Source organism: Arthrobacter sp. HLT1-20, assembly GCF_054510895.1.
This window is the reverse complement of sequence record NZ_JBTNDR010000016.1, coordinates 25,456-36,953: the sequence shown is the minus strand read 5'-3', so window position 1 is coordinate 36,953 and position 11,498 is coordinate 25,456. Positions and strand designations below refer to the sequence as shown.

Below are 11,498 nucleotides of genomic sequence, written 5' to 3'. Positions count from 1 at the left end.
AGATTGGCGCCGGTGCGCAAGGTACTGGTGTTGTGGATACTAAACATAAGGATGAAAAATGGCTGGAATCATCATTGTCGGCGTAGACGGCAACTCAACGTCCATGAAGGCTGCCCGCGTAGCAGCTGAACTGGCCAAGGCCACTGGCCGCACCCTGCGCGTTGTCACCGCATTCGGCGAAGACAAGACCGAGAAGGTTGCCATCGGCAACGACGAGTGGTTCCTGTCCACCGCCGATGAGGCCGAGCGTGTTGCACAGCGTGTTGCTGAAGAGCTGAAGATCTCCGGCGTCAAGACCGAGTACTCCTCAGCCCTGGGCAAGCCGGCAGACGTTCTGCTCGAAGAGGCCACCAAGCTCAACGCCGAGCTGATTGTTGTGGGCAACGTTCGCATGCAGGGTCTGGCCCGCGTGCTTGGCTCCGTGGCCAACGCCGTGTCACACAACGCCCCGTGCGACGTCTACATCGTCAAGACCGACGGCTAAGACTTTATTCGCACAAAACCCCCGCAGCGTTCAACGCTGCGGGGGTTTTGTGCTTCTAGGCTCCGGGTGCAGGGGAATTCAGGATGTGCAGACGGAACTGGTTAACATTTCTGCGTGCCATGAAGTACATGAAACCGAGGTCCCCGAACATGACTATTGGCAAGGCCCAGTTCGCGAAGGTGGTAAATGCATCGTTGCCGAGCATCGGCCCAAATTGCAGGGCTAGAACTGTAAAGCAAAAGCCATAAACGAGCACGGTCAGGAATAGGTACTTTGTTCGCCAGGCGAGTCGCCGGATTTCACTTGAAATGGTCATATTGTGTGGCCTCCTATTTCGGAGCCTATACCACTAGCGGTATTTGCGGTGCTGGTTCTGGTGGGTGGACGGACCGGGCGTGGCGTCCGCAATCCACGGACCAGTGCCCTCCGAGGGGTCAAGGATCCCCTCTTCCAGCCAGATGAAATTCCCGGCCAGCAGTTCCGCACTGAGGGACTTGTCCGAGTCGTCCGTGTTGTGCCAGAGCTCGCTGAACAGGGCCTCCACACGCAGCCGCGACTGCCAGGCGAAGGCGTCGGCCAGTGTCGCTGCCGAGCGGCCCTGGCCGGGGTCCTTGAGTCGGAGCATCTCGGCTCGGGAACAGCAGGCCGAAATGGCGAAAAGTTCCGCGCCAATGTCTACTATCCGCCCCAGGAACGCCTGCTTGTACTCCAGCTTTCCCTGCCAGCGGCCCATGGCATAGAAGGTTTGCCGAGCCAGCTTTCGCGACTCCCGCTCCACGAAGCGAACATGCTTGGCGAGTGGCCCGAAATCGTTGTAGGAGCGCGGATCCATGCCCTTGCCCACCACTAGCTGCGGCAGCCACTTGGCATAGAAGCCACTGGCGCCCATGGCGGCTTTCCCCTTCTCCGCCAGTGTTGCCGTGTTGGAGGCCAGATCGCCGGCCGCCGCCAGGTGCGCGTCCACCGCCTCACGGGCGATGAGCAGGTGCATGATTTCCGTGGAGCCTTCAAAGATCCTGTTGATCCGCAGATCCCGCAGCAATTGTTCGGCCGGGACGGCCCGTTCGCCGCGGGCCGCCAGCGACGCCGCCGTCTCGTAGCCGCGCCCGCCACGAATCTGGACCAGCTCGTCGGCGCACTTGTAGGAGAACTCGGAGGACCACAGTTTGGCCAAAGCGGCCTCGATGCGCACGTCCTTCATGCCGGCGTCAGCCAGGGCCGCGGACAGTTCAAACACGGACTCCAGGGCGAACGCAGTGGCGGCCATGAACGCCAGCTTCTTGCCAACCGCCTCGTGCTGCCCCACGGGCATGCCCCATTGAATGCGGGCGCCGGACCACTCCCTGGCGATCTTCAGAGACCACTTGGCCGCGCCAGCTGCCATGGCAGGGATGGACAGGCGCCCCGTGTTCAGGGTTGTCAGTGCGATCTTCAGACCCTGACCCTCACGGCCCAAACGGTTTTCTGCCGGGACCCGCACCTGGTGGAAGCGAGTCACACCATTTTCAATGCCGCGCAACCCCATGAATGCGTTGCGGTTTTCCACCGTAATGCCGGGGGAGTCCGCCTCAACCACAAAGGCCGTAATGCCGCCGGTTTTGCGCCCTGCCGCGTCAAGTCCGCGGGAGGGAACCATAGCCATGACCACCACCAGCTCGGCGATCACGCCGTTGGTGGTCCACAGTTTCACGCCGTCCAGGATGTACTCACTCCCGTCCTCCGACGGGACCGCCAGGCAACCCATGCGAGCGGGGTCGGAACCAACGTCCGGCTCTGTCAGTAGGAACGCAGTGACGGCCCCGGCCGCACAACGGGGCAGGTACCTTTGTTTTTGCTCAGCTGTACCAAATACCTTGACGGGCTCGGGCACGCCGATGGACTGGTGGGCGGAAACCAAGGCGCCAAAAGCTGGATGGACGCTGCCCAAGATGGCCAGGGCCCTGCCGTAGTACGTTAGATTGAGGCCGAGTCCGCCGTACTCAACCGGAATTTTCATGCCGAACACGCCCAGTTCCGCCAGGCCGGCCAGGTACTCGTCGGGAATTTTTGCATCACGCTCAACCCGCGCACCGTCAATGGTCCTGGCGTAGGACTCCACCTTTTCCAAGAACGCCTCCCCCCGCTCGGCATCCTCGGCCGAGGGCAGCGGATGGGGGTGGATGAGGTCAACGTTAAAGTCGCCCAGATACAGGCCCTTGGCGAAGCTGGGGCGTTCCCACACAGTTTCCCGGGCCGCCTCCGCCGCTCTTCTGGCGTCCTCGGCCGTGACACGCACTCCGGCTGCATCAACATCAGCGCTCATGGTTTCCTCATTTCCGCCTGCGGTGCGAACACCGCAGGCTTGTGGGTCCGGTACATCGCATCGATTGATGCGAGCCTACTCCCCGGTACACGCGGCGGCTAGAGGGGGTGTACGGCAGCAAAAAAGCCCCGGCGTGGGCCGGGGCTTTTTGAGGCGGACAGATATTAGCGGCGCACGTCGGTGATGCCGCGGGCGGCGAGGTATCCGGCGTCGTTCGTCATGGAAGCGCGCACCAGGGCAGGCTTATGCCCGGCAGTCGCCAGTTCCAGCCAGGACTTGAACAGCTCGCCGGAGGGATCGGCCACCGAGCGGCCAACGCCCGTGGCCTCATTGCCCGGGTCGAAGGACAGGGCCGTGCCGCGCCGGCGGATGGGTGTGGGATTGGCCTTTTCGGCGGCAATCAGCTCCGCCAGGCGCAACCCGGCAGGCTTGGGGCGGCGGTCCGAATCCAGCAGTCCCAGGGTGTATTCCAACTCCGGGAAGTCCGCCAGCTTGCGGCTGACATCGTGCGAGCACCACCAGGTGACACCCCACAAATTGGGGGTATCCAGCACGGGCCGCAGGCTTTGCTCCAGGAAGTCTGCCGCGCCGTCGAAAGGCACTGCGGGGTACGGAGCCCCAATTTCCTGCAGCCAGATGGGCCGTGCGGGGTCATTGGAGTAGGCATCGGCCAGCTGGATCAGGTAGTCGGCAAACAGTGTGCGGGCCGGGTGGCCCTGCGGGAACAAATGCGCCACGGCCACGAACACCCAGGAGTGCACAGTGGTGGCATCGCCCAGGTTGGCTGCATGCGCCGGGGTGACGGGGCAGCTGTCAACAAACCAGGCGTTGTCATCAAAGCTGTGCTGGTGCATGCCCGTGGGCCAGGCCCTGCGGGCCGCTGCCAGCAGGGTCTTGAACCACTCGCCCATTTCATCCGGGGAGGTGACTTGCTGGTCCGGGTGGCGCTCCACGGCGAACTGGTTGGTCTCATTGCCCACCGTCATGCCCAGCACATTGTCGCGGGAGGTGACCTCGTTGGCCAGGGCCGTGATGAGCGCAGCCTCGGCCTCAACTACCTCCGGGTCCGTGTATATGTTGCGGCGGTGCCAGCTGGTCACCCAGGCCGGCAGGAAGTCAAAGCTGGAGAGGTGGCCCTGTAGGCCGTCCACCGAGACATCCAGGCCAAACTCGCCGGCAGCGTCCACCACGCGGCCCACATCGGCAATACCCGCCGGGCGGATCAGTGAGCGGTTGGGTTGCAGCAGCGGCCACAGCGGGAAGATGCGCACATGGTCCAGGCCCAAGGCGGCAATCGACTCAAAGTCGGCCCGCACGGCGTCCAGGTCAAAGTCCTGCCACGAGTGGAACCAGCCCTCACTGGGGGTGTAGTTCACGCCCCAGCGCAGGGGAGTGGCGCGAGCTGTGGGTGTTGCGGGGAGGATCATTTATTGCCTTTCTGCAAACGCAAAGTCAGGATTTGGAAGGGTCGTAGTGCCAGGTGAATCGTGGGGTTGCCGTCGTCCGCCGCGCCAACCGTGAGGGATCCGGCGCGGTACGGCTGCTCCAGTAGGTTGTTTTCCGCCACGGACGCAAGGGGGAAAGAAGCTTTCAGTGTGAGCTGCGCGCGGGCGCCGAGCGGCTCATAGAGGCGCACAATGACGTCGCCGCTGCGGTCGTCGGCCAGCTTGACCGCCTCAATCAAGGCCGCCTGGGAGTCTGTGCTGATCAGGGGTTCGACGGCGGTGCCTCCAGAGTGCGTGCCCCGCCACGGCAGGTTCATGGCATAACCGGCGGCCACGGCGTCGGCCACCTCGGCACCCACCACGAGCCCGTAGGTGAAGGAATGGGGCCCCTGGTCGGTTTCCGGATCGGGGAAGCGCGGTCCGCGCAGCAGCGACAGCCGCACAGTGGTGAAGCTGGAGCCGTTGCTGCCGGGGTGGCGAGACACGTCGTGCCCGTAGGTGGAATCGTTGATGACGGCAGCACCAAAACCGGGCTCGCCCACATGCACCCAGCGGTGCGCGCACACCTCAAAACGGGCGTTGTCCCAGGACGTGTTTTCATGTGTGGCGCGCTGGATGTGCCCGTACTGCGTCTCGAAGCGGGCGTGATCGGCGTGCACGTCGAGCGGGAACGCGGCCTTGAGCAGCGTCTCCTGCTCGTGCCAGTCGACGTCCGTGTAGACGATGATGGACTTGGAATCCGCGGAAATGCGCACGCGCTGGGTGATGTGCGAGCTTCGGAAACTGCGCTTGATGGTGACCTCGGCCTGACCTGACTCCCTAGTCACCTCCATCGAATCCAGTTCGCGTAGGTCCGTCACAGTGTTTTTGTAAAACTCGTCAATGTCCCAGGCGTCCCACATGTTGGGGAAGTCGGCGTGCAGCTGCAGCAGGTTGGCGCCCTGCCCCGCCGGCACCAGCTCGCGGTTCGCCGCCACGTCCACAATGGAAGTGATGACGCCGTCCGCCCCGAAACGGACGGTGATGAGCCCGTTGCATACGACGACGTCGCTTCCGTCTCGCTCCACCGTCACCTCCGTTGTGGTGTGCGGTGCCGCGACGCCCGCACTCAGCGGGGCGATGCCGCGGCGCGGGTAGGGTGAGGCGTTGAAGAGCGTGGTGTTTGCGAAATCCTGCTCCGAGCCAGGGTCGAGCTGGGGATCGGCCCAGGGAGCCAGTGCGAGCAGCGCCGGGCTGATGAGCTCTTCGAGATCGCTGGCGATCCGGGCGTAGCTCTCTGCCGCCTCGCGGTGCACCCAGGCGATGGAGGAGCCGGGCAGGATGTCGTGGAACTGGTTGAGCAGCACCAGCTTCCACAGCCGGTCCAGCTCGTCGTAGGGGTAGTCGATCAGTCCGCGTGCGGCGGCCGTGGCGCACCACAGCTCGGCCTGGCGCAGCAGGTGTTCGCTGCTCCGGTTGCCCTGCTTGGTCAGGGCTTGGGACGTATAGGTGCCGCGGTGCAGCTCAAGGTACAGCTCGCCCTTCCACACGGGGGCGTTGGGGTACTCGGCCTGCGCCGCAGTGAAGAACTCGGCCGGGCTTTGGATCGTGAGCTGCGGGGAGCCCTCCAGGTTTTTGGTGCGCTTGGCGCGGGCCAGCATTTCACGCGTGGGTCCGCCGCCGCCGTCGCCCCAGCCAAAGGGAACCAGCGAATTCTTCGCCGCACCCTTGTCCCGGAAGTTGCTCACAGCATGGGCCAATTCGGCGCCGGACAGCTGGGAGTTGTAGGTGTCCACCGGCGGGAAGTGCGTGAAGACGCGGGTTCCATCGATCCCCTCCCAATTAAAGGTGTGATGCGGGAATTTGTTGACGGTATTCCAGGAGATTTTCTGCGTCAGGAACCACTGGGCGCCGGCCTGCTTCACAATTTGCGGCAGCGCGGCGGAGTAGCCAAAGGAGTCCGGCAGCCACACCTCCTGGCACTCGATGCCAAAGTTCTCCCGGAAGAAGCGCTGCCCGTAGGCGAATTGGCGGGCCATGGACTCGGAACCCACCATGTTGGTGTCCGATTCCACCCACATGCCGCCCACCGGGATGAAGCGGCCTTGGGCCACGGCGTCTTTGACGCGGGCGAACACCTCCGGCCGGTGCTCTTTAAGCCATTCGTACTGCTGCGCTGAGGACATGGCGAACTGGAACTCGGGATTTTCGTCCAGCAGGTTCACCATATTGGACGCCGTGCGGGCCACCTTGCGCACGGTTTCACGCACGGGCCACAGCCACGCCGAGTCAATGTGGGCGTGCCCAATGGCTGTGATCTGGTGGGCGCTGGCGTTGGCCGGCTGGGCCAGAACCTCGGCAAGCTGGGCGCGGGCCGCGGCGGCTGTGCCGGGTATGTCTGAGAGGGACACGGCGTCGAGCGCGCGTTCCAGCGCATACAAGATGTCCCAGCAGCGCGGGTTGCCCAGATCCAGCTCGGTGGCCAGCTGGTCCAGCACCTCGAGGTCCTGGACCAGCTCCCACACTTCAGTGTTGAAAATACTGATGTCGGCCCGGGCCATGGTGTAGCGCGGGGCGCTGCCAGCGGTAAATTTTTCCCCGAGCGCGGTGGGGATGAAGGGGTTGTCGGTGAACACAAAGGGGTTCGCTGCGGCCTCAACAAACAGGTCAATGATTTCCCCGCCCTGCGCCGCTGCGGACACCGGGATCCAGGTGTTGAGCGGGTTCAGTCCCTTGATGGTGCTGCCGTCCGGACGGTACACGAGGCCTTCGGCCTGGAAACCGGGCCAGGACTGGCTGAAGCCCAAGTCCACCACCAGCTCCACGGTGGCACCGCGCGCCTCGTAAGGAACGGTGCCCGTGACATGGATCCAGCTGGTGCCCCATGCCGGGCCCCACTGCTGGCCCACGGTGAACGGCTCGTACCGGGCGTCGCTGGAGGTTCCGGGCTGGGGCAGGGCACTGGCGGGATTAACTGGTTCGCCCTGGCCGCCCTCCACATGCCACGCCGTCAGCTCCAACGGGGCAAGCGGGGTGTGGATGGCCGGGAGGATGCGTTCGGTGAGGACTCGCTTGAGCCGGTTTTGGATCAGCTCGTGTTTGTCATGCATATGCAGATACCTTCCAATACCGGGCAGCGGAGCGGCTGAAATGACAGTCTAGTGTGGCAAGTCACTCCGGGCGCACATAAGCTGGGGTGTTCCATCAGCTAAGGAGAAAACATGGGCAAGGAAGGCCACACGCCGACAGAAATAGTGGCGGCAGGGGACGGGCGGGAGTTCCTCAAGGGCCCCTTGCTGGAGTGTGCCGAGCTGATAGAAACCATCACCGGCGACCCAGACCTGGCCAGCATTTTCCATGAGGGCATGCGCAACACGCTTGAGACCACCCTTAGCCGGGAACCCGACGGCACCACCTTTGTCATCACCGGCGACATCCCCGCCATGTGGCTGCGAGATTCCTCCGCGCAAATGTTGCCGTTCCTGCGTTTTTTGGACTCCGCCCAGGGGCCGGAGCTCTATGAGCTCCTTGCCGGCTTGAGCAGGCGCCAATTCCGCTATGTGGCCCAGGATTCCTACGCCAACGCCTTCAACCAGGAAGCCAACGGAGCCTCCTACGATCCGCAGGACCGCTGCGAGGATCCGTGGATCTGGGAACGCAAATATGAGGTGGACTCCCTGGCGTTCCCCATCTGGCTGGCCCACACGGTGTGGCGACGCACCGGCCGCACCGACGTCTTTGACGAAGCGGTCCACGGTGTCCTGCGCACCATTGTGGAGCAGTTGCGCCTTGAACAAGACCACTAGGGCAATTCGGCGTATAGCTTTGTGCGCAACACGGATTTGCCGAGCGAAACGCTGCAGCGGGAGGGTAAGGGGCCGGAGCATGGCATCACGGGCATGACCTGGGCGGCCTTCCGTCCCAGCGACGACGCCTGCGTGTACAGCTTCAACATCCCCGGGAACCTGTTCGCCGCCCAGGCGCTGCGGCAGCTGGCGGAGATTGCCCAGGAGATTTACCGCGACAGCCAGCTCGCCGCTGACGCCGCCTCGCTGGCCGCCGAGATTGCTGCCGGCGTGGCGGAATTTGGCGTGGTCAAACACGCCCTGCACGGGGACATGTACGCCTATGAGGTGGACGGGCTGGGCAATGCGTTGTTGATGGATGACGCCAACATGCCGAGCCTGCTTTCACTGCCCCTGACCGGCGGCATTGACCAAGCCGACCCGCTGTACCTGGCCACCCGGGCGTTCATCTTGAGCGCCGAGAACCCTTACTTTTATCAGGGCTCGCAAGCGGCCGGGATCGGCAGCCCACACACTCCGCCGGGTTACATCTGGCCCATCGGGCTGGCCGTGCAGGGGCTCACCGCCCCGGAACAGGCGGAGAAATTGCGGCTGCTGCAGCTACTGCGTGACACAACAGGCGGCACGGGCGCCATGCATGAGGGATTCGATGCGAACAATCCCGAGCGGTTCACCCGGCCCTGGTTCTCCTGGGCCAACTCCATGTTTGCGGAATTGCTGCTGGACTATTGCGGGCTTGGCGACTGAAATTCCGCGGTGGCCGCGGGGCGTGATGCCAAGCGGGGGCGGCATTCCCTAGAGTGGGGTCATGACATCCCCAGAGCAGTCAACCATCACTGTGTCCCACGGCCATGCCAGCGAACAATTTGCCCCCGTCCGGGAGCTCTTTGATGGCATGCTGGGCGCCGACCCCGGCTACAGTGCGCAGCTGGCCGTGTACCTCAACGGCACCAAGGTGGTGGACTTGGTGGGCGGTCCGGACTCCGCAGCCGATTCCCTCACTGGCGTGTTTTCCTGTTCCAAGGGTGTTGCGGCGCTCGCGTTCAGCCTGCTGGTCCAGGACGGCCTGATCGACCTGGACGCCAGGGTGGCCACATACTGGCCCGAGTTTGCCCGCAACGGCAAGGCGGCCATCACGGTACGCCAGCTGCTCTCACACCAGGGCGGCCTGGTGGGTGTGCAGGGCGGCTTTGCCATGGAGGAGTACAACGACTTGGCGGCCGTGGTCGACAGGCTGGCCGCGATGGCACCACTGTGGCGTCCCGGCAGCGGGACCTTTGGCTACCACGCACTGACCATGGGTGTTTTCTTGGAGGAATTGTGCCGCCGCGTCACGGGCGAGCGCCTGCAGAATGTGTATGAAAAGCGCATCCGGGCACCCTTTGCCGCGGACATGTTCCTTGGGCTGCCCGAATCCGAGGAGCCGCGGTTCCGGCCAGTGCTCTTTGCCCAGCAGGAGGGCCCATTCTTTGTTGATCCCGGCTCCATCGCAGGGGTTTCCGGCAATGTGCAGGCAGGGAACTTGCTGGAGCTGCCCAACATTCGCAGCATCCGCGCCGCAGGCAGCTGCAGCGGAGCCGGTGTGGGTTCCGCCGACGGCCTGGCCCGTGTCTATGCCGGCGCCATCACGGGGATCGGCAGTGTGCCGGCCTATCTCAGCCCGGAAACTATTGCCCTCATGAGCCAGGAGCAGGTGTGGGGCCTGGACAGGGTTTTCTGCGACACCGGCGCCTTTGCGCTCACGTTCATGAAATCGCACCCGCGCATGGACTTTGGCAGTGCACAGGCGTTTGGGCACGACGGCGCCAACGCGGCTTTAGGCTTCGCCGACCCTTTGTACGGGATTGGCTTTGGCTACGTGCCGGCATGGAACGAGGAAGGTGGCACGGCGGGCCGGGCCATGCAACTGAGCGCCGCTGTCCGCAAGGCCATTCTGGGCTAGCCGCCTGAAATCTGTGACGCACTTGCTGCACCAATTCCGCCTCGGAATGCGCTATCCGGAGCGTCAAGTGCGTCACAGATGCGTCTGGGGAGCTGACGCTGGCAGTCCTGGACTATTTCAGGGCGGCCAGCGCCTGGGCAATGGCCCGGTGGAACGTGGGGTAGGCGTAAATCATTGTCTTCAGCGTTGCCACCGGGATGCGGGCATGGACCGCCAGCACCAGCGCCGAGAGCACTTCCCCGCCCTGCGGGCCCATGGAGGTGGCCCCCACCAAAACGCCCGTTTGGGTGTCTTCGATGACCTTGATGAAACCCTGATTGCCGGATTTGTGGATCCAGCCCCGTGTGGACGCAGCCACCTCGGTGTACCCCACCCGGATGGAGTGCCCCGCCTCCCGTGCCTGCCTTTCGCTCAGGCCCACGGCACCGATCTCGGGATCCGTAAAGGTCACGCGCGGCACGGCGTGGGATTGCGCAGTTCCCCTGTCCGGCTGCCCGGCATGGCTGGCGAGGATGTGACCGGCCACAATGTTGGCCTGATACATCGACATGTGCGTGAACGCCCCGGCCCCCGCGGCGTCGCCAATCAGGTAAAGTCCTTCGGCCAGCTGCATGTGGGAGTCCACCGTTGGTGCAGTGCGCCCGTCCCACTTGATGCCTGCGCTGGCCAGGTTCAGGGGAGCCAACGCCATGGTGCGTCCTGTGGCAATCAGGAACTTTTCGGCGCGCAGACGCCGCACTTTTCCTGCTGAGTCCGTGGCGTCAATGCGGAAACCGCCGGCCGAGTGCCGCACGGCCGTGACGTTGGTGTTGGACAGGATCTTGATGCCCTCGCTGTGGAAAACCTCGCCCAAGAGCTTGGCTGCTTGGGGTTCCTCGCGCGAAAGCAGACCGGGCCCGCGCGCCACAACGGTTACTTTTGAGCCAAAGCGGGCAAAGGTCTGCGCCAGTTCCACGGCAATGGGGCCGGCACCCCAAACCACCAGCGAGGCGGGCGCCTCCGTTGCCTGGACAGCCTCCCGGTTGGTCCAGAACGGGGTCCCGGCCACGGCGGGAACGGCGGGAACCGCCGGGTTCGTTCCCGGGTTGAGCACCACCGCCAGCCGCGCGCGGAAGGTGCGTTCTCCGCCGTCGGGCAGGGAAACCGTGACGTCACGGGGACCAGCCAACCGGCCGGTGCCGCGCACCAGGATCCCGCCCTTGTCGGTGAAACGCTTGGCCGCGACGGCGTCGTCCCAGTCATCGGTGGCCTCGGTCCGGATGCGCTTGGCCACCACGGAAAAGTCGGCCGTGACCTGCGCCTGGCCGGCGAGGCCGGGAATGCGCAGCCCCTCAGCCACGGCATTGCCGGCCCTGATCATCATCTTGGAGGGGACACAGCCGTAGTAGGGGCATTCCCCGCCCACCAGCCCGGACTCCACGCCCACCACTTTCAGGCCTGCGGCGGCCAGCTCCCCGGCCACCGACTCGCCTCCGGGGCCCATGCCCAGCACAACAACATCAACAACAGCTTGCTTCTCCGTGGTGGCCATGACGGCTCC

At 64.4% G+C, this 11,498-nt stretch carries 7 protein-coding genes and 1 pseudogene; 3 read left to right on the top strand and 5 right to left on the bottom strand.

Annotation, left to right across the window (positions count from 1 at the left end):
• The first annotated feature begins 58 nt into the window (after positions 1 to 58).
• A complete protein-coding gene (locus ACX80Q_RS10455; protein ID WP_103463708.1) occupies positions 59 to 484 on the top strand; it encodes a universal stress protein in 426 nt (141 codons plus the stop codon).
• 55 nt (positions 485 to 539) lie between these two features.
• Here the strand turns inward: ACX80Q_RS10455 and ACX80Q_RS10450 are convergent, their stop codons facing one another.
• The 4 genes from ACX80Q_RS10450 to ACX80Q_RS10435 all read right to left on the bottom strand — a co-directional run bounded on the left by ACX80Q_RS10450 (position 540) and on the right by ACX80Q_RS10435 (position 7,320).
• Positions 540 to 800: a hypothetical protein gene (locus tag ACX80Q_RS10450; protein WP_459330465.1), complete on the bottom strand. Its 261-nt coding sequence runs from the start codon at positions 798 to 800 to the stop codon at positions 540 to 542.
• Between the two features lie 33 nt (positions 801 to 833).
• A complete protein-coding gene (locus ACX80Q_RS10445) occupies positions 834 to 2,786 on the bottom strand; it encodes an acyl-CoA dehydrogenase family protein (protein ID WP_459330464.1) in 1,953 nt (650 codons plus the stop codon).
• Positions 2,787 to 2,950: 164 nt separating this feature from the next.
• Positions 2,951 to 4,213 (bottom strand): glycoside hydrolase 5 family protein, encoded by a 1,263-nt coding sequence (locus tag ACX80Q_RS10440; protein ID WP_459330463.1) that lies wholly within the window; start codon positions 4,211 to 4,213, stop codon positions 2,951 to 2,953.
• Entirely contained in the window at positions 4,210 to 7,320 is a 3,111-nt protein-coding gene (locus ACX80Q_RS10435) for an alpha-mannosidase (RefSeq protein WP_459330462.1), read from the bottom strand. Before ACX80Q_RS10435 ends, ACX80Q_RS10440 begins: the two co-directional genes overlap by 4 nt.
• Before the next feature lie 111 nt (positions 7,321 to 7,431).
• Here ACX80Q_RS10435 and ACX80Q_RS10430 point away from each other — a divergent pair.
• Together ACX80Q_RS10430 and ACX80Q_RS10425 are read left to right on the top strand one after the other, a co-directional pair.
• Positions 7,432 to 8,763 (top strand): annotated as a pseudogene (locus ACX80Q_RS10430) (glycoside hydrolase family 125 protein).
• A 61-nt stretch (positions 8,764 to 8,824) separates the two neighbouring features.
• A complete protein-coding gene (locus tag ACX80Q_RS10425; protein WP_459330461.1) occupies positions 8,825 to 9,958 on the top strand; it encodes a serine hydrolase domain-containing protein in 1,134 nt (377 codons plus the stop codon).
• Positions 9,959 to 10,070: 112 nt separating this feature from the next.
• On the opposite strand, the gene ACX80Q_RS10420 is transcribed toward ACX80Q_RS10425, so the two are convergent.
• On the bottom strand, positions 10,071 to 11,489 hold the full coding sequence (locus ACX80Q_RS10420; protein ID WP_459330460.1) for a dihydrolipoyl dehydrogenase family protein: 1,419 nt from the start codon (positions 11,487 to 11,489) through the stop codon (positions 10,071 to 10,073).
• Positions 11,490 to 11,498 lie beyond the last annotated feature (9 nt).

Coding starts and splice junctions, on each gene's coding strand:
- ACX80Q_RS10455 (WP_103463708.1), top strand. CDS start 59: ATGGCTGGAATCATCATTGTCGGCGTAGACGGCAACTCAACGTCCATG.
- ACX80Q_RS10450 (WP_459330465.1), bottom strand. CDS start 800: ATGACCATTTCAAGTGAAATCCGGCGACTCGCCTGGCGAACAAAGTAC.
- ACX80Q_RS10445 (WP_459330464.1), bottom strand. CDS start 2,786: ATGAGCGCTGATGTTGATGCAGCCGGAGTGCGTGTCACGGCCGAGGAC.
- ACX80Q_RS10440 (WP_459330463.1), bottom strand. CDS start 4,213: ATGATCCTCCCCGCAACACCCACAGCTCGCGCCACTCCCCTGCGCTGG.
- ACX80Q_RS10435 (WP_459330462.1), bottom strand. CDS start 7,320: ATGCATGACAAACACGAGCTGATCCAAAACCGGCTCAAGCGAGTCCTC.
- ACX80Q_RS10425 (WP_459330461.1), top strand. CDS start 8,825: ATGACATCCCCAGAGCAGTCAACCATCACTGTGTCCCACGGCCATGCC.
- ACX80Q_RS10420 (WP_459330460.1), bottom strand. CDS start 11,489: ATGGCCACCACGGAGAAGCAAGCTGTTGTTGATGTTGTTGTGCTGGGC.